Source organism: Leptospira ainazelensis (assembly GCF_016918785.1).
Classification (GTDB): domain Bacteria; phylum Spirochaetota; class Leptospiria; order Leptospirales; family Leptospiraceae; genus Leptospira; species Leptospira ainazelensis.
Genome location: NZ_JAFFPT010000009.1, coordinates 72,552 through 96,027, shown reverse-complemented (window position 1 = coordinate 96,027; position 23,476 = coordinate 72,552). Strand labels below are relative to the sequence as shown.

19 protein-coding genes, 1 tRNA gene, 1 pseudogene and 1 riboswitch are annotated in these 23,476 nt (G+C 42.1%); of the genes and pseudogenes, 15 read left to right on the top strand and 6 right to left on the bottom strand.

What is annotated here, in order from left to right:
- Positions 1-158: 158 nt before the first annotated feature.
- Positions 159-533: pseudogene (locus tag JWG44_RS22605) on the top strand (RHS repeat-associated core domain-containing protein); the annotation flags it as partial.
- Between the two features lie 1,173 nt (positions 534-1,706).
- On the opposite strand, the gene JWG44_RS01960 reads toward JWG44_RS22605, so the two are convergent.
- The 4 genes from JWG44_RS01960 to JWG44_RS01945 form a co-directional block, all read right to left on the bottom strand.
- The gene (locus JWG44_RS01960; RefSeq protein WP_205273280.1) at positions 1,707-2,894 is read right to left on the bottom strand and encodes a hybrid sensor histidine kinase/response regulator; all 1,188 of its coding nucleotides are present in this window, start codon (positions 2,892-2,894) and stop codon (positions 1,707-1,709) included.
- Positions 2,891-3,340, bottom strand: a complete 450-nt coding sequence (locus JWG44_RS01955; protein ID WP_205273279.1) for a response regulator — start codon at positions 3,338-3,340, stop codon at positions 2,891-2,893. The genes JWG44_RS01960 and JWG44_RS01955 overlap by 4 nt, the downstream gene beginning before the upstream one ends.
- A complete protein-coding gene (locus JWG44_RS01950) occupies positions 3,321-4,724 on the bottom strand; it encodes a sensor histidine kinase (protein ID WP_205273278.1) in 1,404 nt (467 codons plus the stop codon). Before JWG44_RS01950 ends, JWG44_RS01955 begins: the two co-directional genes overlap by 20 nt.
- A 426-nt stretch (positions 4,725-5,150) precedes the next feature.
- On the bottom strand, positions 5,151-6,032 hold the full coding sequence (locus tag JWG44_RS01945) for a class I SAM-dependent methyltransferase (RefSeq protein ID WP_205273277.1): 882 nt from the start codon (positions 6,030-6,032) through the stop codon (positions 5,151-5,153).
- An 87-nt stretch (positions 6,033-6,119) separates the two neighbouring features.
- Between JWG44_RS01945 and JWG44_RS01940 the strand changes: the two genes are divergently transcribed.
- The 8 genes from JWG44_RS01940 to JWG44_RS01905 all read left to right on the top strand — a co-directional run bounded on the left by JWG44_RS01940 (position 6,120) and on the right by JWG44_RS01905 (position 16,427).
- Positions 6,120-7,187 (top strand): CapA family protein, encoded by a 1,068-nt coding sequence (locus JWG44_RS01940; RefSeq protein WP_205273276.1) that lies wholly within the window; start codon positions 6,120-6,122, stop codon positions 7,185-7,187.
- 503 nt (positions 7,188-7,690) lie between these two features.
- The gene (locus JWG44_RS01935) at positions 7,691-8,518 is read left to right on the top strand and encodes a tetratricopeptide repeat protein (protein ID WP_205273275.1); all 828 of its coding nucleotides are present in this window, start codon (positions 7,691-7,693) and stop codon (positions 8,516-8,518) included.
- Positions 8,518-10,707 (top strand): hypothetical protein, encoded by a 2,190-nt coding sequence (locus JWG44_RS01930; RefSeq protein ID WP_205273274.1) that lies wholly within the window; start codon positions 8,518-8,520, stop codon positions 10,705-10,707. The genes JWG44_RS01935 and JWG44_RS01930 overlap by 1 nt, the downstream gene beginning before the upstream one ends.
- 3 nt (positions 10,708-10,710) lie before the next feature.
- Positions 10,711-11,322: a hypothetical protein gene (locus JWG44_RS01925; RefSeq protein WP_205273273.1), complete on the top strand. Its 612-nt coding sequence runs from the start codon at positions 10,711-10,713 to the stop codon at positions 11,320-11,322.
- A 94-nt stretch (positions 11,323-11,416) separates the two neighbouring features.
- A riboswitch (cobalamin riboswitch) is annotated at positions 11,417-11,596 on the top strand.
- A gap of 99 nt (positions 11,597-11,695) precedes the next feature.
- Complete coding sequence (locus JWG44_RS01920) at positions 11,696-13,828, top strand: TonB-dependent receptor plug domain-containing protein (RefSeq protein WP_205273272.1); 2,133 nt, start codon at positions 11,696-11,698, stop codon at positions 13,826-13,828.
- A 1-nt stretch (position 13,829) separates the two neighbouring features.
- Positions 13,830-14,993 (top strand): YncE family protein, encoded by a 1,164-nt coding sequence (locus JWG44_RS01915; RefSeq protein ID WP_205273271.1) that lies wholly within the window; start codon positions 13,830-13,832, stop codon positions 14,991-14,993.
- 181 nt (positions 14,994-15,174) lie between these two features.
- Positions 15,175-15,834: an ankyrin repeat domain-containing protein gene (locus JWG44_RS01910; protein WP_205273270.1), complete on the top strand. Its 660-nt coding sequence runs from the start codon at positions 15,175-15,177 to the stop codon at positions 15,832-15,834.
- 137 nt (positions 15,835-15,971) lie between these two features.
- A complete protein-coding gene (locus JWG44_RS01905) occupies positions 15,972-16,427 on the top strand; it encodes a hypothetical protein (RefSeq protein ID WP_205273269.1) in 456 nt (151 codons plus the stop codon).
- A gap of 593 nt (positions 16,428-17,020) precedes the next feature.
- Here JWG44_RS01905 and JWG44_RS01900 read toward each other — a convergent pair.
- Positions 17,021-17,092: transfer RNA gene (locus tag JWG44_RS01900), tRNA-Arg, on the bottom strand.
- A 129-nt stretch (positions 17,093-17,221) separates the two neighbouring features.
- Between JWG44_RS01900 and JWG44_RS01895 the strand changes: the two genes are divergently transcribed.
- The gene (locus tag JWG44_RS01895) at positions 17,222-17,608 is read left to right on the top strand and encodes an LIC10421/LIC12816 family protein (RefSeq protein ID WP_205273268.1); all 387 of its coding nucleotides are present in this window, start codon (positions 17,222-17,224) and stop codon (positions 17,606-17,608) included.
- 112 nt (positions 17,609-17,720) lie between these two features.
- Here the strand turns inward: JWG44_RS01895 and tmk are convergent, their stop codons facing one another.
- Entirely contained in the window at positions 17,721-18,344 is a 624-nt protein-coding gene (tmk, locus tag JWG44_RS01890) for a dTMP kinase (RefSeq protein ID WP_269752188.1), read from the bottom strand.
- A gap of 92 nt (positions 18,345-18,436) precedes the next feature.
- On the opposite strand from tmk, the gene JWG44_RS01885 reads away from it, so the two are divergent.
- From JWG44_RS01885 to JWG44_RS01865, 5 genes are all read left to right on the top strand, one after another.
- A complete protein-coding gene (locus JWG44_RS01885) occupies positions 18,437-19,042 on the top strand; it encodes a trypsin-like peptidase domain-containing protein (RefSeq protein WP_232371435.1) in 606 nt (201 codons plus the stop codon).
- A 217-nt stretch (positions 19,043-19,259) separates the two neighbouring features.
- The gene (locus JWG44_RS01880) at positions 19,260-20,420 is read left to right on the top strand and encodes a S1C family serine protease (RefSeq protein ID WP_205273266.1); all 1,161 of its coding nucleotides are present in this window, start codon (positions 19,260-19,262) and stop codon (positions 20,418-20,420) included.
- Positions 20,421-21,446 carry a Holliday junction branch migration DNA helicase RuvB gene (gene ruvB, locus JWG44_RS01875; RefSeq protein WP_205273265.1) on the top strand — a complete coding sequence of 342 codons (1,026 nt, stop codon included), beginning with the start codon at positions 20,421-20,423 and terminating at the stop codon, positions 21,444-21,446. It begins immediately after the preceding gene.
- Positions 21,421-22,338 carry an energy transducer TonB gene (locus tag JWG44_RS01870; RefSeq protein WP_205273264.1) on the top strand — a complete coding sequence of 306 codons (918 nt, stop codon included), beginning with the start codon at positions 21,421-21,423 and terminating at the stop codon, positions 22,336-22,338. Before ruvB ends, JWG44_RS01870 begins: the two co-directional genes overlap by 26 nt.
- 150 nt (positions 22,339-22,488) lie before the next feature.
- Positions 22,489-23,256, top strand: a complete 768-nt coding sequence (locus tag JWG44_RS01865) for a hypothetical protein (protein ID WP_205273263.1) — start codon at positions 22,489-22,491, stop codon at positions 23,254-23,256.
- The last annotated feature ends 220 nt before the right edge of the window (positions 23,257-23,476 follow it).

The window sequence follows — 23,476 nt, the reverse complement described above, 5'->3', positions numbered from 1 at the left end:
TCTCCCCGCGTTAGGGATCGAGGCGTGGTCAAGTTATTGAAGATTCGAAAGGTTTTACGTATTACAATGCAGCCTGCAATAACTTGACCGGAGCGGAGAGCCCGCCCGCGTAAGCGGGAACGCCCGAACTTTTGAGTGGAAGCGGCGGCGGTTCATCGGGTGTACCAGTGAGTGGAATGATCTTCTTTCACCCGGATCATTTAGGTTCGATCACGATGGTAACAGACGGACAAGGAAACAGAATCGCCGGTGGAGAGATGGGCGGAGCTTCTCATATCTCATACAAACCTTATGGCGAGATTCAGAGAAACGATTCTTCCGGCCCAGACATCTTTCGTTACAAATACACGGGACAAGAAGAAGATCGTGAAACCGGACTTTATTACTACAAAGCGAGATACTATGATCCTCTCATTGGAAGATTCACTCAAGCTGACAGCGTGTTTGACACGACCCGTCCGATGGCGATGGATCTTTACATGTATACGGAAGGGAATCCAGTGCGATACAGGGATCCGAGTGGGAACTCGATCTTGAGCGATGCCCTTTCCAAAAATGGAATGGGGATGTTGAACTTCAGCATTGGCGCGAGCGACACTCTCAAAAATGCTTTTTTTGTGAGTAAGAAGAGATGGTCCGATTTTGGAACTGGAATCAAGAATGTGGGAGCAGGCGTTGGTGGTATGCTTATGCTACCCCTTTCCCCGGTATTAGGTGTTGCTTATGGACTTGCAACGAATCCTAAAGCTTTCTTTCACAAGCCGTTGGAAGCAATGACGTCATATGCGATTCTTGGATTCGATTACTCTGCGAGTTTAATTATGAACCCGATACTCGGTTCACCTTTACCGAATATTAAACGAGTCGGAAATGGGACAATCATTGAAAATAGTTATCTTGAAAGTCGTGAAGATTCAGGAGTTGCAGCGACAACACGCGGACCCGTAGTTCACATGAGGGAAGGATCGGGCGGGTTGACTGAGATCCATGAATTAAGGCATGTTCAGCAATTTTATGAACATGAAACGACTTGGCAGGATGAATTCTTGTTTGATGAATTTGAAGCTGAACTTTTCTCAGGAACCAATTCCTATGGAACCTGGAGCATTTTGTTTGGTAATGGATCGGGAGCTTTGAGACCAGAGGTTTATGGATTAGTTTTAGATTTAAATGTGCTTAATAACATGAATAACAAGTCAAGATTAATTACCTCTCTTTATATGAGAGATGTTTTTAGGAGAAATTATAGATGATTAGAATAGCATTATGTATTATTATGATTTTTTTAAACTGTTCGTTTGAGAACAATAACGATAGTAATGATCTTGAATGTGGTTATCTAATTGCAGATAGTTATAATCGCTATCAAACGTCTGGAGAGCAATATTATTTAGATGTTGTGCTGATCAATCTCGTTAATTGTGGTTCCAAAAATGAAAAAAATGATTTAATAAATAAGATTTTCGGAATATAGATAATCCCCGCGTTAGGGATCGAGGCGTGGTCAAGTTATTGAAGACTCGAAAGATTTTATGTATTACAATTCAGCCTGCAATAACTTGACCGGAGCGGAGAGCCCGCCCGCGTAGCGGGAACGCCCGAACTCTTGAGCGGAGGAGCCGGTGTACCGGTGAATGGGAGCTCCATTTCGATCGTTGTGCGGATGGGCTTAAAAACGGATCACTCGATGTTATCGTAACCTATTTTTACGCAAAGTTTTTATGCTGGGGAGAAATCGATCCCTTGTTTATCTCAGGACGTACGGGAAGGTTGATATAAAAACGAGTATATTCGTTTTCCTTACTTTCGTAATATAATTCCCCGCCGTGATCTTTTATGATTCCGGTACTTACGGAGAGGCCGAGTCCGGTTCCCTTGTCCACTTTTTTCGTCGTAAAAAAAGGACTGAATATTTTTTTTGCTTCTTCTTTAGGAATTCCGATACCTCGATCTTCGATGCTCATCTGTATCCAAAGGTTGGAATCTTTTTCGAACTTTTTCGCCTTGATGACGATGATCTTATTGGAATCGTATTTCGGATATTTTTGATTGAGGGCATCTCTTGCATTGTTCAAAAGATTGAGGACTACCTGCTGAATTTGTTGCGGTACGCAGAAAACGTCGGGGAGAGAATCTTGAATCTGCATTTCTATATGGATCGTATCTTTTTTAAAAAGTTGTTCGCAAAGAGAAACCGTCTTTTGAATTACTTCTTGAAAATTTACTTTGGAGAAGACGTGTTTTTCCTGTCTTGCCAGTCTCAGGAGATCCTTTGTGATTTTCGAAATTCTTTCCCCTTCCTCGAGTATATTACTCGCGTATTTAAGAATGGAGTCGTCTTGACTTTGCCCTAAAATCAACTGAGCATAGTTGATGATGATCGTAAGTGGATTGTTGATTTCGTGAGCGACTCCGGTTGCGAGAAGGCTGATCGCCTCCAATTTTTGAGCTTGAATCAACTGAGACTTCAAAGTTTCATTTTGTTTTTCAGCTTCCTCCAAAAGTGTTCTTTCTTCCGACTCTTTTAGAGCTCTTTCGATGGAATAGTTGAGCTTAGTGATTTTATTTTTCGAAATATAATCCGTGGCTCCTTGTTTTAAGGCTTCGATCGCCGCGTCCTCTCCTAACCAGCCGGAAACAAAAAGAAATGGAACGTTAGGATGGTATTTCCTGACAATCTCGAGCGCTTCCATTCCGTCAAAGGATGGTAAGGAGAAATCGGAAAGAACTAAGTCCGGTTCGCTAGCCTGCACTTCTTGAATGAGTTCTTCTTTCGTCTGAATTTGTTTATAAGAAAAGTCTAATCCACTTGTGCTGATTTGGCGGATCATCAAGCCGAGATCGTTCGGATTGTCCTCTATACATACGATGTAGACTTTTCTCTGAATCATCATAAAGCGCGTTTGTTCATAAGAATCCAATAAAATCCGATTTCGGAAGCCACGTCGCTGAATTTATTAAACTCCAACGGCTTAACCACGTAACTGTTCACCCCTAATCGATAACTTTCAACGATATCCTTCTCCTCTGCGGAAGAGGTAAGAATGACTACCGGAATGAGTTTTGTGAGTTCTTCGCTTCTGACTTTTCTTAAAACTTCGATTCCGTCGACTTTGGGCATTTTTAAATCGAGGAGAATCAAGGAAGGAAGTTGCATCTTGTCCCGGTTCGCATATTTCCCGGTCGCAAATAGATATTCCAATGCCTCCTCGCCGTCTCTTACGAGTTTCAACTGATTTGTAAGATTATGTTTTTTTAAACTTCTCAAAGCGAGTTCCGAATCCTGGGCGTTATCCTCGGCGTAAAGAATCGAAATTAAATTATCCTGAAGATTTTGCATCGTTGTCATGAACTCCCAATGTAAAATAAAAACATGCGCCTTTGTTCAATTCGCCTTCCGCCCAAACTTTTCCATCGTGTTTTTCGACGACTCTTTTTACGATCGCGAGACCCACTCCTGTTCCTTCAAATTCTTCGGAATGATGAAGTCTCTGGAACATATTGAATAGTTTGTGTTGATATTTCATATCAAAGCCGGCTCCGTTATCTCTCACGAAAAAGACGTTTTCTCCGTCCCGTTCGAAAGAACCGATTTCGATTGTCGGTTTTTCCTTTTCTCGAGAGTATTTGAAGGAGTTAGAAACCAAATTAAAGAGTAGTTGTTTGAGAAGTCCGGAATCCGCCTTTGCGTTGGGAATAAACTCTCCGACCTTTGTAAAGACTTTTGAATTCGGATAATAGTTGGCTACTTCTTCAAGAACCTTTTGAGCCATATCTTTCATGTTGATAGTCGTAAACAATATTTCCTTTCTTCCCAGACGGGAATATTCCAAAAGATCGTCTACGAGTTGACCCATGTTTGTTGCGTTTTGCATGATGATCTCGAGAATTCTTTTTCCCTCGTCCGACAGAAGGTCTCCGTGATCCTCCATAAGAATTTTAGAAAATCCTGATATACCTCGAATTGGGGCTCGAAGGTCGTGTGAAACCGAATAAGAAAAGGATTCCAAATCCTTGTTCGATCTTTCGAGTTTGGAGGAATAATCCTTGAGGTTTAAATTCGAAGTTTCGAGTAGAACCTCCGCCTCCTGCCGCCGCGTGTTCTCTTTATATATTAGAATATATTGAAATGAAATAAAGGCGAGGTTTAGGAAAATCGCAATAAAGATAAGAGCGATGGCGAATTTTAGATTGGATTCAGAACTTTCTCTTCTCAGTTGCAATAGACGAACCTCCTCTTTTTTCATCTCTTTAAGAAGAATTCGAATCCTCTCGCTCAAGTCGTTTCCCTTCGGTGAATGAAAGGGGGCCGCATAACTTCCCGCAGGTTTTAAATTCTGTTTTAGTACGTTGGCTTCCATAAATTCTATTTTTTCATCGATCAAAGGTTTTACGATCGAGATCCGGCTTTGCTGAGCCGTATTGTCGATCGTCGACGATTTTAAATTTTCCATTTTCGCAACAAGGTGGGTTTTATTTTCATGATATGCATCTAAAAGATTGGAATCTTTATAAAGAATATAACTCCTGAGAGAAGCGTGCATTTCGCTAAAGGCGGAAAGGGCTTCTTCCAGGTTCGAAAGAACTTCCTGCGTATGGGATTCCCATTTCCGTAGATCGGCTGATTGACTGATCGCGTAGAATGCGGAACCCGCGATTACGACATTCAGAAGAATGATTACGATAATTCCAAGGATCACGTTCTTTTCAATCGTACTCTTCAAGAAATCCCTAAACCTTATGGAAAGAATTAAACCAAACGGATGAGAAGGCGTTGGTCCGAAGCCAAAAATCGAGATAACTTTTTTACTTGAATGTCTTTAAAATAGCAAGAAAAACTTAAAAATAATCAGATTCTATTCATTATTATAGTATACTAATAATAAGTTAGGCAAGAAATTATTTTTGCTTCGAATTCATTTAAGATTTTCAGTTATCACGTTTTAAGGTTTTCTTTTTTTAAGAACGATATAGAAACGGATCTTTCGAAATTTAGGAAAAGGAATATTAGATTCTTATAAAATCGAGAGGAAACGGACGAAACCTCGAGGTTTTCGAATCTATCGGCGGATTTAAACTCGGCTGGAATCTTCTTTTCCTCCTCGTTCTCGTCCTTATGTCTCGAAATTTCTAACCTTATGACGGGGAATCTAATTATATCCGGATTCTTTTTTTTGGAAACAGAGAGCCATCATGTCACCCTGATTTAAAAGTTTTACGGCAGGATCGGCGAAGTATTTCAGAATTTTATAAAGTATTCCCGCGTTCTTTTTTGCAGTCAGCCCGCTTCCATAGGTAACGTATTTTTTCCTTTGAAATCCTAAGGACTCACAAAGTCGAATGATGCCGGGAAGAGAATAGTAGTAAAGATGTTCGGGGACGTTTAGATATCTCCAGAAAGGCCCTTGGACTTTTGCGAGGATTCCCCATCTACAGGTTGAAAGAATGATCCTTCCTCCGGGTTTTAGATGTGTATAAATTTTTTCTAATGTTTCTTTCGGTTTGTGTAAGTGTTCGATCGAAGCCCATAAGGTGACTAGGTCGAACTTTTCCGATTCGCCTTCCTTCCATTCTAAGAAATCCTTTTGTTCCACTTTGAGTCCGAGTTTTTCTTTCGCGAATTTTACGGGGGCCTCTGCGATATCCATTCCGTAGGAATCCCATCCTCTTTGCTGCATATAATCCACGAAATATCCCGCTGCACAACCCACATCCAAACTACGCTTTGAGGAAGGTAAGTTTTTTTCCCAAGATTCAAAGTCCAGATCTTTTAGATTGAGTGCGAAAACTCGGGAGATCTCGTTCCTTACTCCGTCCGAAAAATAGTTATCATAACCTCGGTCGCTCCGTTTCAAAAAATATTCTTCCGAATAATAGGAAGCCACTTCTTCGGGAGAAGGTTGCGGGCTTACCTGCACGAGAGAACAACGTCTGCATTGAACGATCTGAAAGATTTCTTTTTTGTGATTGGATTTGGAGAAGAGCGGTTTGAATTCCGATGAACCGCAGGTATTGCAGGGGATACGTTCCATTCTATTATTCCTATCGGGTTAAGCTCGAAATCCTTTGATATAAATTCTGCTTTACGCGGATCTTCTTCGTGAAACTCATGAAACTACATGAAACAGGTCGTAGTTCATTCCATTCTTTCCCTCTTAATTTTGATTTCCTCCGCGCTCTTTGCCGATCCGCAAACAAACACTACCATCAAGATCAAAGCGGTAGGGGACATGGTGCCGGGTACGAATTATCCGGAACCACTCAACATTCAGGATCCAAGATCCTTTCTTTTTGGAAAGGTGGAGAATCATTTAAAAGGAGCGGATATTCTTTTCGGGAACTTTGAAAGTACTCTTACCACTTATCCGAATACGTCGAAAGACACTTCCAGAAAAATGATATTTGCGTTTCGAACTCCTCCTTCTTATGCGAAGGTCTTAAAGGACGTAGGTTTTGATATTTTAAGCATTGCTAATAATCATTCTTTGGATTTTCATCAGCAGGGTTTTGACGACACTCAAAAAAATCTTTCCGACGTCGGCATTCGTTATACCGGCAAAAAGGGAATGATCACTTACATGAACGTAAAAAACGTTTCCGTCGCGTGGATCGGATTCTCGCACCTGAAGTCACATAACAATGTGAACGAAATCGAAGAGGGTGTCGCTTTAGTAAAGGAAGCAAAGAGAAAAGCTCAGCTCGTTTTTATTTCATTCCACGGTGGAGCGGAAGGCGGCCCGGCTCTTCACGTAAAAAATCAGATGGAACGTTTTTACGGAGAATACAGAGGGAATCTCGTCGAGTTCAGTCACTCTCTGATCGATGCGGGAGCTGATCTTGTTATCGGACACGGTCCTCACCTCGTTCGTGCGATGGAATTGTATAAAGGACGATTGATCGCGTATTCTCTCGGTAACTTTATGGGTTACAGAGCTCTTTCTTCTCGCGGGATCGTAGGTTATTCTCTCGTCTTAGAGGCCGAAGTGGATTCTCAAGGAAAGTTTGTAAAAGGAAAAATCATTCCTCTACAACTAGATAGCGCCTCGATTCCGGAATACGATCCTGAAAAGAAAACGATCGATCTTTTGAGAAAATTGACAAGAGAAGATTTTCCCTCCAAGGGACCGAAAATTTCGGAAGACGGAACGATTTTACCGGGGGCGGTTGACTCGTACTCTCAGAAATAGTCGCGGATTCGTAACGAATCCCGGAACTTGAAGTCGGTTTAAAGAAAACTTTACAAGTTTAAACTTTTAGAATATAGTATTTTTAACTTATTGTGCGGAAATAAAGCGAATTTTCCGCAGATTTTTTGTTTCACAAAACCCTTTATTTGTAGAAAATTCCTTCTCAAAAAAGAAAAGCGCGGCCTGATTTAAAAAAGGGACCGTTTTTATAAACCGATACTCTTTAGTGTCGACTCTCCTCTCAGATTCAATTCTTTCAGAACCGATTTTTTGATTTCAAAAAAAATAAATTCAATCCTTATAAAGGAAAAGAAAATAAATCCGAAAAATGAAAAGATCTCTGAGATTTCAAAATTAGAATCCTTGGAAAACTGGTTTTTAACGGTTTCAATTTTCTTCAAACTGATGATTCCAATGCGGTTTGATGCTAAAGATTTTGAAGTTTTTAGACTTCGAATTCGTTTAACAAAAGATCATTTTACAGGAATCAATCGTATACTTTTATGAAAGTTCAAGAATCAAAAACTAAAAGGCCGGCTCAAAGAAACGTTTTCCTCAATTTTCTATTTGTGATCCTTTGTCTCATAACTTCTCATTCTCTCAACGCTCAGACTTCGAAAGAATCTCCGGTTCAACTTTTAGATTCGAATCGATTTGAAGAAGTTGTTTCGATGAATAAGAATCTTTGCTCCGAAAAATGCGGGAACTCCGAATCCAAAGAATTGATTACCCAAATGGGAGCGGAAAATGTCGGGGATCCATGCAATCAATTGGGCGTCGCGTATATGGGGATGAATTACTTCAAACCGGCTATAGCGGCTTTTAAAGAAGCGATTCTCTGCGACGATTCCGGTAGATATCACTCGAATCTTGCTTTGGCTTATGTTTATGATAAGGATTATCAGTCGGCGGAAATCCATTACAAAAAAGCGATCGATCTTTTACCTCGGAATTCGAACGAATTCTCCTCTAAAATAAACTATTCGATATTATTAATTAAGAAAAAAGAATATTCTAAAGCGGAAATGTTCCTTCGGGAAGCGGTGGAGAATAAAGCCCATCTTTTTTATACATACCTCTACTTAGGTTATACATTGTATCAGCAAAAGAAATATACGGAAGCATTGTCGTTCTATGATCGAGGAATCAAAATGAATCCAAATTACGCCGATCTTTATATTTATAGGGCGTATGTTTATTTTCAATTGAATAATCTATCGGGTGCGGACTTGGATCTAAATCAAGCTGAAATTCTAAGCTCTGAAACTATCAATCCGCGAATCCATCAACTGAGAAATATAATCCGAACAAGGATTCAAGGAAACAAATAATGAATCGAAAACTGTTTTCAATTTCACTTCTGGTCTTGACAGTCGCGGCATTTTCCGGTCTGGGTTCCGAAGGAGGTTATAAGTATTTAGAAAACGGAATCATAAATTATTCGGAGGATCCATCGTTACAATCGAATTCTCCGAGTTCAAGCCCTTCAATCAAAAATAAAAAGTCTGTTTTCTTTTCGACAAAGGACGCTCACGGTCTCAAATTCAAAATAACTCCCACATACAATGTTGTGGAAAGAATTTTTATAGAGAATCGCGGAGAAGAATCGGTTCAAATCAAAATAGGGTCTAAAGCCGATCGAAGTCTGCTCGTTGGAATCACAGGTGAAGGCGGAGATACGTTCATTACTCTTCCGGCAAAAAAGAAACTATCCTTGCCAATTCGTTTTTTTGCCCAAGATTGTATTCCAGGGTTTTATAATATAGAAAATTCAATTTTTGACGAACGCGGTAACGTTCTCGATACGATTCAAGGAGTTGTAGAGGTTTCGAAACCGATTTTGGAAATTGCGGTTAAACAGTTGGAAAAAAGTCCTCTTGCTCATTCTTATCGTATTCAAAACAACGGAGAAGATTTGGCCAACTTCTCGATTTCTCTAAAAAATTCTAAAACGTTAAGAATGGAACCTTCAGTGAATCATTATTTTTTTCCGAAAGGAAGTTCGATAGACGTTTCCTTATATACAACCGCTGCGATCGATAAGGAGATTAAAGACGATTTTCTCTTTTCCTCTGCGGGCGTACAAAAAACGATTCCTTTTGTTTTTCAATCTCACGCACCGGGTTCGATCGAAATGGTCAGTTTGGATCCGATAGTTCGTCTCCGAATTAAGGATTGGTATTGTACCAATCGCCCCATTATCAGTATGGATTATTCGATTCCTTACTTTGAAAAAAAGGAAGTAACGGATATCGGATTTACTTCCAAGTTTTCATGGCTACTCTCCAAAGGACAAGCTTCGGATACGAACGGGAATCAAAAACCGGATCATTGGTTTTTAATCGAGAAAGGATCCACGTTGATGGTCGGAGACGATTATGACGAAGACGGTGAAATCGATTATTTTAGAGAAAGAGACAGCGAAGACCGTTCTTTAAATCGGGCTTATTTCAAAAAAGACAATCGATGGTATGAAACGAATATCGTCGATATCTATTTGATCAGTTCTTTTCTTCCGTTTAACGACGGAACCAACGTAAAACCGCACGACTTGGAAGTGCAGATTAACGGGAAATCGATCGCTACGGAAAAGGATATAATTCCCACCGGCTCCAGATTGAGACCGATTCCGTTAAATTTGTTAAACGACAATCATTTTTACGGATATTCTGAAAATAAGATTACGCTGGTAACTAAACATTTACCCCAAGCTTCCTATCAAGTAAATGCGGAAAATACGTTGTTGATTTTTTATTCTTCCATTCAAATTCCAGTGAGTACGAAAAAGAAATTGGATTTGAACGTAAGCGCGATCTCCGAAAAAATTCGTGAAGAGGAAAAGAATATTTCGGAAGAACCGAATGAAATCAAAAAGGAAGCCGGAAAAAATCTTTTGGAAAAGTTGAAAGTATTGAGGGACGAAAAATTAAAGGCGATCGAAAAATTCTTTCAAGAGAATCCCAAAGAGGATAACTCGCTCAAAATGACGGGAGTTCAATACAGAGGTGCCGATCTCGCGATCTACAGTTCCGATCTTTCGATCCAAGGAAACAAAATTTCCGGTAAGGTTCGTAACATGGGTTACGAATCCCATCCTTATACGATTTCCTTATTCAAATTGGATGAAAAAAAATACACTCTGATTGAAAGGAAAAACGGCGAAAAGCTGGCTCCGTTCGCTCAGAGGGATTTTTTATTGGAAGTTAAAAACCACTCCAAAACGAAAAGGACGGTTTATAAAATCGAGGTCGAAACCAAGAATATTCAAGAACTTGTAACTAGTAACAATCAGGCTCATCTAATCACAGGAACGGAAACAGATCCTCACAAGCTGAAAAAGGAAATGGCGGAATTGGCGAAGGAGATGGGTTTAGAGAGCGACCAGTTAACATTGACTTCAAAACCGGCCCTTCCTGAATTCGATCTGAAAGAATTTGAAAATTTATCCGGAAGGAAGATAAATTTTCCGGGATCGGACGAATTCGTAGATCAAAAAGAAAGAAGAATGATTTTGGAGTAACCCATGAAAATACTTTCGTTTTTTCTAATTTTCTTTTTATTCATATCTTTTGTGAATTCCCAAGCTTTACCCGTGCGGAAGGATTCTTCGGCGTTGGAAATCGAATGTCTATTTCCATTGGAAACTGAAAATATTTGGAGATACGATATCTATTTGGAGAATAAAAAAGTCGGCATTTTGCAGATGGAAGTTTTAAAGGATCATCCTGAAGAAAGTAAACGTAGAAAATTTCCAAAAGATTTTTTTTCCGATTTTCCGGATGGAGTCAGATACTTCGTAAGAATCATTGACAACTATCAAAAGAGAACGGTAATGAAACAGGTTCTGAAAGACTATAGAGGTTTTCTTTATCTGGTGGATGAATCGATTGATAAACTTTACCCGTTTCTCAAGGATTCTTTGCGGGAAGGGGATCAAGTTGGAAACAGCGTAGTAACTTCCTCTGGATTAAAAACGTTTCAAGGTCGATCGTTATCTACCGTCGTTTTGAAAGACTTAGACAAGGATATTGTTGAAGAATACATGTCGCAAACGGGACTGTATTATTATAAAAATGGAGCGATGGAATACAAATTAACCGCTGCTATGGTAAAATTTTGCGGGTTAGGTCGATAGTAAAGAGATCGATCGCCTGTAATCTTAAATGTATGGACTCGATTCTTTCCTTTTTCGCAATGGAATTCACTTGCCCCCAAGATCCAGGATCGAAATCCTGGAATCGTAGCTTGTTCGTCCTCGTAAAAGAGGAAGGGAATCCGGTTTAATTCCGGAGCTGAACCCGCAGCTGTAATCACCTCCAAAGAGGTTTTGTCAAGATAGCCACTGTGTTTCACGGGAAGGCGGCAAAATCGGTGAAAGCCAGAAGACCTAACAAGCCATAACAAACGATAGGACTTTCGGGAGCTAAGGTCGGGTTTGAAAAATTGGCTTTCGTAGTTTCGAGGGTTCCCCGATTTTTTCTTTCCCATTGCGAAGTTCCGTGTGAAAAATGGGATCAAAAAAATACATTCAATATTTAGAATATTCTAAAATATTGCTGCTTTTTATTTCTACGGCCGGTCTTTACGCTCAGGAAAATCCGGATTCTCAAAAAACTAAAAAAGCTGAAACGGTTCAGGTTATCGGTAAACCGGCGGAAACGGGTTCCCAGAATTTTCGTTCCAATCCTAGCGGTTTTCAAACAGCGATAAAACTGGACGATACTTCGGCACGTTATACTTCTTTGCCCGAGGTTTTAGAAAGGGAAGCGGGTCTTCGAGTTCGTTCTTTCGGAGGACTCGGTTCTTATTCCACTCTTTCGATTCGAGGTACAAATCCGAATCAATCCCGGATTTATCTGGACGGAATTCCTCTGAACAATTCGCAAGGGGGAGAAGTCAATCTTGCGGATCTTCCCTTTGACAGTCTGGAAAGTGTGGAAGTTTATCGGTCCGGAAATCCGATCGGTTTTTCCGGTTCCGCGATCGGAGGATCCGTGAATCTTGTGACGAGAAAGGATTCCGGAAAACCCAAAACAAGAGTCAACATCGGAGGCGGTTCGTTTAACACCGGAAAGGCGAGCGTTTCTCATACCGGAACTTACAACGGAATCGGCGCGAGTTTTTTGGTTCTCGGTGAGAAGTCGGATCAGAACTTTTCCTTTAAGAACGATCACGGGACCGTGGTTTTAAACACGTTAGACGACACGATTGACCGCAGAAAAAACGCTGCCTTTGAAAGAGCCGCCCTTTTTGGAACCCTGAAGTATCAGATCGGAAAGACCGAGCTTAAATTTTTAAACGACTTCAATCATAGGATTCACGGGCTTCCGGGGCCGGGTTCCAATCAAACGAATCAAGTTCATAGAAAATATGATCGTTATACCGGTTCCTTCGCCTCGGACACAAAGGGACTTTTTGCCGATTGGTTCCGACTTGAAACTCGGAGTTTTTATACTGCGGCCAAGGACGATCTTTTTGATCCGGGGTCCGAATTCTCAAAGGGCGCGCCCAACTCGAAAGCCGAGATTCGCCAAGTCGGAGTTCAATTGATGCCCACTCTTTATCTCACCGATTATTATCAGATCCTCCGAGGTTTTGTTTCCTTAGAGAAAGAATCCTTTGATCGGGAGAGGCTGACTTCTTCCAATTTTGTCTCGAGAATAGAACCTCGCAAGGAGAGAGCTTATTCTTCCTATCGTCTGGAAGACGAGATTCGTCTTTTTGATGCGAAGATACTTTTGATTCCCTCCGTTACCTGGGATCACTATAAGGATCGTTTTCCTTCGGAGGAGCCTTGGTATCGAAAGGAAGATCCTCTTGCCAAAGATCAGAAAAAAAACACATTCACAAATCCTAAATTCGGTTTTGTCTGGAAGATTTATGAAAGAGAAACCTGGGACATTCAATTTCAGGCGAACGTTTCCAAACAAAATAGGATTCCTTCTTTTTTGGAAATGTTCGGAGAACAGGGAAGTATCATCGCCAATCCCAATCTCAAACCGGAGCAGAGCGGGAACGGAGACGGCGGTCTTGTTCTAAAAACCGATCATTCTTTTCTGAAAACAAAAACTAGTATTTCTTATTTTTCAAAAGATATCAAAGATATGATTCTTTTTCTTCCGAATTCTCAATTTACTCTGAGACCGGAGAACGTCGATTCGGCTAAGATTCGAGGTGTGGAATTTTCGCACAGAGAGGATTGGAAATACGGATTTAAGTTTCTTTTCAATTATACCTATCAGAGCGCGATCAACAATTCTTCTTCTCCTTATCTCAACGGGAAGACGCTCCCTCTGAGACCAAGGCACGAATTTTCAAGTACTCTTTCTTGGAAGGGAAAACGACTCGAAACGGGTTTGGAATTGTTGTATATCGGAGCGGTGTTCCGGGATCGAACCAACGAATACATCAACTACATTCCCGAAAGACAGATCTGGAATTGTTTTTTTACCTGGGTTCTTTATTCCGAACCGGGAGAATCTACGAAAGATTCTTTGGGGAATATAAGAGAAACCGCCCCTTCCAAGGAATTCTTATTCACATTCGAGGTTAAAAATTTTACGGATAAGAGAATTTCCGATCTGATCGGTTATCCGCTTCCGGGTAGAAGTTGGTATACAACTTTGAGTATGAGGTTCTGAGATGAAATCGAAACTTATGTTTTTTATTGTATTTTATTTTTTGAATGTTTCCTGTCAAGATCTGCAGAAGCCTTCTTTTTTGAGTCTTCTTTTGGCCCAGAATCTTTCCGGAAACATCGGAGTTGTCACTTCCGACTTTAGCGGCGGGGGAAGATTTAAGGTTCTCAATCCTTCTCTCCTTTACAGTTATCCCGGTTTGACTCCGATCCATTCGGACGCGCTTGCGAGATTCGGTCTAGGAAGAGTTTATATCTTAAATCTTCTCAATCGGGATAGTATTCAAGTTTTAGATCCGAATCTCGGTTTTATTACCGTTTCCGAACTCGCTCTCGGATCCAAGGTAAATCCCGCGGACATAGAATTTGCGGGGCCTTCCAAGGCTTATGTTACTCTCTACGGTTCCAGTCGACTTCTGATTTTGGATCCGACGTTTATGACGATCACGGGTTCGATCGATTTGGGAAGTTACTCGGAAACTTTTTCTTCCGGAGGAACTCCGGACGCGCTTCCGGAGATGAGCGGACTGAAGATCGTAGGAGATTCTCTTTTTGTTTGTCTTCAGAGATTGGATCGAAACGATCCTTCCGGTTATTTTCCTCCGAATACGACTTCGATCTTACTTGAGATTCACATTCCGACCGATGCGGTGATCGGAAATTATACGTTTCCCGCATCCAATCCTTTGAACAAACCTCAACTCGTGGATCTTTTTGGAGAGCCTCATCTTATTTTCGCAACTCCCGGGAGATTCGGTTTTTTAAGTCAGATCGACGGCGGTGTAAGCGCCTTTCGGCTCGGAACCCGTTCCTTTCTTCCAAGGTTATTGTTTTCGGAATCGGTTGCCGGCGGCGATATTGTGAACGTTCAGATCAAATCCGATACGGTCGGTTATGCATCCGTGTTGGACTCGAGTTTTACAAAAACTCTGGTGGTTTTTAATCCGAGCAACGGAGAAAATACTGCCACTCTCTTACGCATTCCTTCCAGTTACGATGCAAGTCTCTCAAGTATTCTACTTGCTTCCGATAAAATTCTCTATGTGGGAAACACTCAGTTTCAACAACCCGGTGTTACGATGTTTGATACGGAGAGAGGGAACTCACTTTTAACCCCGACTCCTATCTCCGTAGATTTACAACCGTATGATATTATCGAATTGAAATAGATAGGACTCCGGAGATAGTTCACAACCGGATTCTAATTCTAAAAATCGAAAACAAGATCCAATGATTCTATTCTAAAAAAAGAATCCTGATTTTCGGGAAGTCGTAAGAATTCTTTTGAAATCTCTTGATTTTTTTTTTAAAAGAGATTCAATTCCTCTCACAAAAAGCGACGGTGAGAATATGCAGGAAATCTTTCAGGCGATAGCGGGCGGACTTAAATCCAAAGTGATTGGTCTTTTGAAACGGGATCCGAGCCTGTTCCAAAGTCTTACGGAAGAAGGAATCACTCCTGTTTTGTTTTCGATCTATTACGGAAAATTAGATCTCTCAAAAGAAATCTTCGAACTGAGTCCGAACCGAAATCTTTTCGAAGCCGCGGCGCTTGGAAATCTGGAAGAAACAAAAAGACTAATCTTAGAATCTCCAAAAGAGATCAATTCCCTTTCTAAAGACGGATGGTCCGCGTTGCACCTCGCTTCTTATTTCGGTCATTTAGAGATCGTAAGGTCTTTGATCGAGGCCGGCGCCGATCTAAGTCTGACTTCGAAGAGTAAGATGTCCTATGGAAACACCGCCTTACATTCGGCGATCGCCACGGGAAGAAAAGCGGTTGTGGAACTTCTTTTGGAAAAAGGAGCGGACGTAAACGCGATCCAAGATCCGGGGAGGATTACACCTCTTCACATCGCGGCGAGTCGCCCTGGGAGTATAGAAATCATTCATATCCTTTTAAAAAAAGGGGCCGACAAGACCAGACTCAGCGAAGAAGAACAAACTCCTTACGCGATCGCATTAGAAAAAGGGAATGAAGCCGAAGCGAAGGAATTGGAGATCGTTTGAAATTTTGCGATCCATCCTAACGAGTACATTCGTATTTTATTCAGTAAGTTCCTGCAAAGAACGAAACAAAAACGGATTTGGTTTTTCCCGAAACGTGTTCCTGGAAAAAAGCAAACTAAAGAAAGGGAGAATTGCAAATGGAAACTTTAAGATTTACGATTTTAATTCACGCCGACGTAAAGACCGTTTGGCAGAAGATGCTCGACGATAAGAGCTATCGAATTTGGACGGAAGCGTTTCACGCGGGTTCTTACTATGAAGGAAGTTGGGAAAAGGGAAGCTTCATTCGTTTTTTGGGACCGGGCGAAAACGGCGCCTTAGGCGGTATGTACAGCCGGATCAAAGAAAACATTCCGCATCAGTTTATTTCGATCGAACATTTAGGGATGATCAACGACGGGGTTGTCGATACCGAAAGCGAAGAAGTGAAAAAGTGGACTCCCGCTTTCGAAAATTACACGTTCAAAGAACAAGGCTCCGGCAAAACGGAATTGATCATAGAAATGCAAACCGCAGAAGAATACAAGACCATGTTCGAGGATATGTGGCCTAAGGCGTTAAAGGCGCTGAAGGATTTGTGCGAAGCTGGATGAAGGTTGTTTCGTAGGGGAGGCGCAGTTTGATTTCTTTGCTTCGCAAAGAGTCAACGCGACCCAGAGGAAGCAATGACCTTACCCACAAGCGGACTGAACCTTTAAAGGAATTTGTCGTAACAACGACAGTCCTCCGTTAAAGTCGCGCCCCGCCCAAATTTCGGGTGGAGGGGCGGGAGGCGGAAGACTCCGGGAGATTTTGCTCTATCAGAAAATCATACTTTTTGCAAGTAAAAAGTATCGATGTAGGAACTCCTATAAAAATCTGAGAGTTAATCCGGGACTCGCCGTTACGCAATTCGTCGTCGTGCAGCATAAACTCAGCAGATTCTTCCCTACGGGTCAGAATCTATCACGGCGTCTCGCTTTGGCCTCGGAACAAAAAACTCAGCAGGTTTCTCCCTAAGGGTCGAAACCTATCTGTTCCTCGGAAGCATTTCTTCGCTCTCTTCTATGGATCGCTTGAAATGCTTTACCAAAAGCTCGCTTCGAGTCCTGCGATGATTATGGAAAAGTTTGATTTCTTTGCTTCGCAAAGAGTCAACGCCAACGCTCCGCTGGCTTTTGACTACATTGCTTCCTACGGGGCGCAATGTACCTACCGGGACTCGAACCCGGACCCCAGGCTCCGGAGGCCTGTACTCTATCCGTTGAGCTATAGGTACGCTCACAAATGAGTCTTTTGGAAAGGCCGCCGGTGTCAAATGCAAATCCTGACTGAGATAAGTAAGGGCGGAAAGTCCTTGAAAAAGGGAATGGGTGTGAAACCCTTTTCCTAAAAGATAGAGGTAGAGATGCAGGTTTTGTTTCTTTTGGATTGGAAGAGAGTTTTCTTTGGGAAGATATTGTATTTTCTCTTCCTCCTTGTAGTTTTGGGAGTTCTTTCGCCGGTTTTTTCAGTAAGCGAAGAAGAAGAGGAAAGACTTCTCGAAAAGGCTCTCGTCGAAAGTGCGGTAACACCCGGACAAAAACAGGCGGTCGGCAATTATCTCAGAGCGACCGCGATCGCAAAAAGAAACAGAGCCAACGAACTCAGAGAACTTGCAAAACTTTCTAGGGGAGAAAAATTTCTCCATGCGCAAGCTCGAAAGGAAAAACTTCATAGAATGGCGGATTCTCTCGAACGACAAGCCGACCGTCACGAAGCCGCTCTCAGACAATTACCCACCGAAAGCCATTGATTCAAAAAATGGAATATTCCTTTTGAGTTTGATTTAAGAATTCGGAGATCCCCTTTTCTGAAAAATTCATCGGAAGATAAAAATCCGATTTTATTACGGTCAAATTTCCTTTTTAAATCCGGATTTTTTCCAACAAAATATCCAGACATTCCTTTGCGATTTGGTCCGGTCCTTTTTCGGCGTCGATCCGAATCGTTTCTTTAGGAAGAATTCTCTCATACGCGGAATGAATTTTTTCCAATTGGGCTAACGTTTCGAATCGTTCCTTTTCTTCTTTTCTTCGACTCAATCTCTCCAAAGCGATTTCCGGTTTTAGATTTAGATAAAAAAGAAGATCCGGAATTTTAAAATTTCTCTCTAAGTTTTTTTGTAGAATCGTTTCCGGAGAAAGATCGGACCCGCTCTGATACGCGGCGGTGGAATACATATATCGATCTAAAAGAACATTCTTTCCGGATTGTAACGCGGGAAGAATATTTTGTTTTAAGGATTCTTCTCTGTCGGAAAGAAAGGCTTCGATCTGTTCTTCGGTCTTAAGTTCGATTTCTCCTCTCAAAAACTTTCTTAAAAACTTTCCCGTTTCTAAGTTGGTAGGTTCCGTAAACGAGACCGCAGGGATTTGCTTTTTGAGAAGAAGTTCCGTCACGGATCTGCAGAGAGTGGACTTCCCACTTCCGTCGATTCCTTCAAAGACTACGAAGAGCGGAGATTCTTTTTTCATTTTTACCTTTTTCAATTCAATCTTGACAGGGACGGATGGATTCAAAACCGTTCTTCATTAGATACATGGATTTGTTTTAAAAGGAAGAATCCAGTAAAAATTCCCTGATGAAAAATAATTTTCCCTTCTTCAATTCGGTTTTTTTTCTTTTGTTCTTTCTTCTCTTCTTTCAGTTCTGCGCTTTTTTTTCCGAAACGGAAAATTCTACGGTGAGAAATGAAACTCGAAATTCCAGTTCTTCTTCGGATGATCCTATCAAAATCCATCATATCTACGAAGAGGTTTATCCGGATTCTTCCCAAAGTTCCGTCCAAATTACTTCCGAAAAAAATGAGAGTTCTCAAATCGCACACTTTAAGGGAACTTCCAAAACAAAAAAAGTGGAAGTGGTTCTCGGAAGCGGCATCGTCATCAATCAGTTAGGTTATATTCTTACCAACGAACACGTTATTCGCGCTTATGATAAGTTGAACGTAAAACTCAAATCCGGAAAACTCTACGAGGCGCAGATCATCGGTCTGGATAAAAGACTCGATCTCGCGATTTTAAGAGTGGAGACGGATTCGGAAATCGTTCCCGTGGAAGTTTTGGATTCTTATTCTCTTCAGATTGTGGAAAGAGCGATCCTAAAATATACGAACTCAAAAGAGGCTTTCAAAAAAATTCGCGAGAATGAAGTGAAAAAGAAAATTCCGCTTCACCTCCGGCATTGATCCGTTTTTCCATTCTCTCTCAAATTCGAGGAAACTCTTTCTTTGGATCCGGGTCTAACTGGATAAGGCAGAGTGGAATTCTCCTCCTGTCCAAATCCAAATTGTATCCGATATGGTTCCGTAAAAGACTTGTTTCCAAATCCAACTTGACAGTCGGAGGAGCGAGTCGATCCTTTCAGTACCTATCGGAAATTCATTTTCAGAGGGATAGAATTCAATGAAAAACTTGGAAAAACTGAAATACTTTGCGATCGTCAGCATCTCACTTCTTCTCGGAGCATTCTTATCTCCCGTGATGTTCTGCGGATCCAATCAGAACAGTCCTCTTTTCTTAAGTGCGAAGGGAGACAGAGAACCGACTCCGGCGGCTCGTCAGGCGATTACCATTCAACAGGCTTTTGAAGAAGTCTATCAAACGGCTTCTCCAAGCGTAGTCTCCATCGCAACCGAAAGAACTCAAAACGTTCCCGTTCATCCTTTCGGCGATCCTTTCTTTGATCAATTTTTCGGAAAAGGTCAGGGCGGCGGGGGAAGAGTGATGAAACAAAAACAAACCGGTCTTGGTTCCGGGATCATTCTCAACACACAGGGTTATATTCTTACAAACGAACACGTGGTTCGTTCCATGGATAAACTTACGGTCCGCCTCAAAACCGGTAAAACCTACAACGCGGAACTCGTCGGTTCCGACGCGACCATCGACTTGGCTCTTTTAAAAATCAAACCGGACTCCGAAATCACTCCGATCGAACTCGGAGATTCTTCCGCGGTAAAAGTGGGAGACTGGGCGATTGCGATCGGAGCTCCTCTCGGTTACGAACAATCTCTCACAGCGGGAATCGTAAGCGCCGTCGGTCGTGCGGGAATCGATAACAGCGGGGTTCATTATCTCCAAACGGACGCGGCGATCAACCAGGGAAACTCGGGAGGACCGCTTCTTGACATCAACGGTCGTGTGATCGGAATCAACCGAATGATAGCTTCGCAAAGCGGCGGTTCGGTGGGAATCGGTTTTGCCATTCCGATCAACGAAGCCAAAGCCATCATGGAAGAATTGAAAACCACCGGAAAGGTAAAACGCCCCGCGCAGGCTTGGCTCGGAGTCGGAGTGGATTATCTTCATGAAGAAGACGCGAAACAGTTGAAAATTTCCGGCGGTGCGGTGGTCGTTCAGATCCAGAATGATTCTCCTGCGGATCGAGCGGGAATTCAATTGATGGACGTGATCACTGAAATTTCCGGAACAAAGATCAATTCTCCGGAAGACGTGGTCAACACGGTAAAGAAGAATAAGGTGGGTGATAGAATCAACGTAACGGTCATCCGTCAAGGAAACGTTTCGAGACTTTCGATTCAGCTTAAGGAAAGACCAAACTGATTGTCCAAATCCCATACCCTCAATCCTGAAGAAGAATTTGAAGAAGAGTCGGGTCTACGCCCGTCTCTTCTCAATGAATTTATAGGCCAAAAAGAAGTCCTAAACAATCTAGGCGTCTATGTCCAAGCGGCTAAAAAACGCAAACGCGCTCTGGATCACGTTCTGATTTCCGGTCCACCCGGTCTCGGAAAAACAACTCTCGCAGGAATTATCTCCAACGAACTCGGAACCAGACTCACGATCACTTCCGCTCCCGTGATCACAAAGGGCGCCGATCTCGCGCGTCTTCTCACGAGTATGGGTGAGAATGAAATCCTCTTTATAGACGAGATTCATACACTTCACAAAAAGCTCGAAGAGATTCTCTATCCCGCGATGGAGAATTATATGATCGATCTCGTCATCGGCGAAGGTGTGACCGCACAGATGGTCCAGATTCCTCTCAAACCTTTCACCTTGGTCGGAGCTACTACTCGAAGCGGACTGATCAGCGAACCTCTTAAAAGCCGTTTTGGAATTCAACTTCGTCTGGATTACTATAGCGACGAAGAGATGAAGGAAATCGTTTTACGTTCTTCTAAAATTTTGGGAGTTGCTATCGAAGACGACGCGGCTTTGGAAATCGGAAAACGTTCCCGCAAAACTCCTCGGATCGCAAATCATCTCGTCAAACGGATCCGGGATTTCAGCGAAGTCGACGGTCATTCTTCCGTCAAAAAGGATCTTTGTATCAAAGCGTTTGATAAGATGGGGATTGACGATCTGGGACTGGATGTTATGGATAGACAGATCCTCGGTTGTATGATCGATCGTTACAAAGGTGGTCCCGTCGGTTTGAAAGCGATCGCCGTCGTGGTCGGCGAAGAGGAAAAAACCATCGAAGATACTTACGAATCTTTTATGGTTCGAATCGGTCTCATCAATCGAACTCCCGCCGGAAGAGTCGCGACCGAAAAGGCGTATCAACAACTGAAACGAATGGGAGACTTTCCCGGAAATCATGGACAAGACCCGACTTTATTCTGAATATTCCGGAATCCCCGAAGACGACAAAAGGTTGATCTACGCTTCCTTTGTGGTTCTTGCATTAGCTTCTTTTTTCACCGCTCATTTACTCACTCGCAATATGCTCTGGAAAATTCTCGGAAGCGAACCATTGGTAAAAATGGAGAGCAACGAGGAAAAAGAAAAAATCTACGAAGTACTTTTGGAACAAGACTTTGTCGACAAACATATCAAAGACGAATACAAAGCCCTTTCGAACGTCGATGCGGCCGGAGCCGGCGGGATCACAAAAAAAGAAGGATTTCATTCCGCGAGTCCATTTCGTGAATTTGTGATGGGGAGCGTCGCGAGAAGAAATTCCGAAGCCCAAAAACAACAGTCCCTTGAAAAAAACGACGAAAAGGCTTTCGAAGTCGGAATTTATAAAATCGATCCCATACAAACGTCTAACACGGATAATACGAAACAAAGCACTCAAACTTACGGAAGGATGACTAAAATTCCCTTCAACTATCGTTTCGAACAGGACTTTCTCTTTCGTTGGGACGGAAGTCAGGCTCTTTCCATTCCCAGAAAAAAACTCGCGGGTTACGAATACTTTAAACGAATGCTGAGACAGATCGAAGGAAGTTTCGCTCCGCCCGGAGGCGGGAACTTCGCCTATCGAGATATGGCGGGGACCGTGATCCGCGCGGGGATTTCTCCGGGACAGGTCAAGGTTCAATTTTTGTTAAGCGACAATGGTCAGGTTTTGGACACGAGGCTGATTTCCACTCAGGGTCAGGATATCGTAGGTCAGGCCTGTGTGGATTCCATCCGGGGGCAGAATTTCGGAAAGGTTCCCGAGGAAGTAAAAGCCCAGGGTATGATCTTCGGAATCAACTTTATCTTTCCCGAGATGAGAAGCCGTTAGAGAATTTTCTTGGATCCGATTCTAAAACCGTTTCTGAGTGCGGAAAGTTGAAAGAAGCCGGCGGTTTTGAACTTATAAAATTCAAATTTTAGAATATTCTGTAAACTTTATGTATCTTTTGTCTGCGGACTTTTGAAAAGGAAGATCCCTATGGACCCGGTTAAAAAAGCGTTTCAAGAAAGGGAAAAACTGAAAGAATCGGAGCGGACCGAAACTTTACGGGAACGATCTCGGGCGGAAAAAGCGGGGAGGCTGAAAAAAACGTTCGCGACCTTTGGGGAATCGATCGCGGGGAGTTCTTTTTGGATCGGACTCAACCGATATTTTCGATTTTTTCTCGCGGATTTTTGGATCGTAAATTATAGTTTTGTAATATTTCTTCTTTTGTTTTCTCTTCCGACCTTTTACGTTCTTTGTTTGCTTCCCTTTGTTTTCGAATCGCCGACGGTGAAAGTTTTGGCCTTGATTCCGCCGATAATCCTTTGGATTGAATGGTTTAGGAAGTTTCTTTTTGAAAGAACACTTAAGAATCTTGTAATCGCCGTCAATGGATACCGGGATATCTTAGAACACCCCGAGTTGGGATTTTACGAATGGTTTGTTTTGGACGTAAAAGTCGTCGCTGATCGCAATCCGGAAGCGATTTCGGCTCTTCTGGAATCCTTTACAATCCGCTCTAAAAAACTTTTTTATCCTCACGATTGGGACATGCAAGAACCTCGTACTTTTTGGAAACATTCCTCGAATACGGCATGTGGTAGCGCCAATTCCCGCGTTGTCCTTTTGTTGCTCCGGGATCTGCTCGTGAAACTGGATCGATTGCATCGTTTCGAACCTTCCATCCGATCCGTGAACATTACGATTCTTTCCGGTCCAATTTCAGTGGAAGCTCGGATCAATCAGGCCAATTCGGATTAACGGTTTCTGTTTGTAAAAAATCTCCAAAACGAAATTCATGGATCGTTTCCATTCGGACGATTTTTTTGCCAATGGGGCTCCGTTTTTCCGGCAATCTGGTGATCGGACAGACTGTTATATGATTGAAATGGAATATTCTTAAATTTAAATGTAATACAAACCGATTTTTATTCTTCCTGCAAATGAATTAAAATGATCTTTGGGCTGTTCGGAATGCGAA

Coding starts and splice junctions, on each gene's coding strand:
- JWG44_RS01960 (WP_205273280.1), bottom strand. CDS start 2,894: ATGATGATTCAGAGAAAAGTCTACATCGTATGTATAGAGGACAATCCG.
- JWG44_RS01955 (WP_205273279.1), bottom strand. CDS start 3,340: ATGCAAAATCTTCAGGATAATTTAATTTCGATTCTTTACGCCGAGGAT.
- JWG44_RS01945 (WP_205273277.1), bottom strand. CDS start 6,032: ATGGAACGTATCCCCTGCAATACCTGCGGTTCATCGGAATTCAAACCG.
- JWG44_RS01940 (WP_205273276.1), top strand. CDS start 6,120: ATGAAACAGGTCGTAGTTCATTCCATTCTTTCCCTCTTAATTTTGATT.
- JWG44_RS01935 (WP_205273275.1), top strand. CDS start 7,691: ATGAAAGTTCAAGAATCAAAAACTAAAAGGCCGGCTCAAAGAAACGTT.
- JWG44_RS01930 (WP_205273274.1), top strand. CDS start 8,518: ATGAATCGAAAACTGTTTTCAATTTCACTTCTGGTCTTGACAGTCGCG.
- JWG44_RS01925 (WP_205273273.1), top strand. CDS start 10,711: ATGAAAATACTTTCGTTTTTTCTAATTTTCTTTTTATTCATATCTTTT.
- JWG44_RS01920 (WP_205273272.1), top strand. CDS start 11,696: ATGGGATCAAAAAAATACATTCAATATTTAGAATATTCTAAAATATTG.
- JWG44_RS01915 (WP_205273271.1), top strand. CDS start 13,830: ATGAAATCGAAACTTATGTTTTTTATTGTATTTTATTTTTTGAATGTT.
- JWG44_RS01910 (WP_205273270.1), top strand. CDS start 15,175: ATGCAGGAAATCTTTCAGGCGATAGCGGGCGGACTTAAATCCAAAGTG.
- JWG44_RS01905 (WP_205273269.1), top strand. CDS start 15,972: ATGGAAACTTTAAGATTTACGATTTTAATTCACGCCGACGTAAAGACC.
- JWG44_RS01895 (WP_205273268.1), top strand. CDS start 17,222: ATGCAGGTTTTGTTTCTTTTGGATTGGAAGAGAGTTTTCTTTGGGAAG.
- JWG44_RS01885 (WP_232371435.1), top strand. CDS start 18,437: ATGAAAAATAATTTTCCCTTCTTCAATTCGGTTTTTTTTCTTTTGTTC.
- JWG44_RS01880 (WP_205273266.1), top strand. CDS start 19,260: ATGAAAAACTTGGAAAAACTGAAATACTTTGCGATCGTCAGCATCTCA.
- JWG44_RS01870 (WP_205273264.1), top strand. CDS start 21,421: ATGGACAAGACCCGACTTTATTCTGAATATTCCGGAATCCCCGAAGAC.
- JWG44_RS01865 (WP_205273263.1), top strand. CDS start 22,489: ATGGACCCGGTTAAAAAAGCGTTTCAAGAAAGGGAAAAACTGAAAGAA.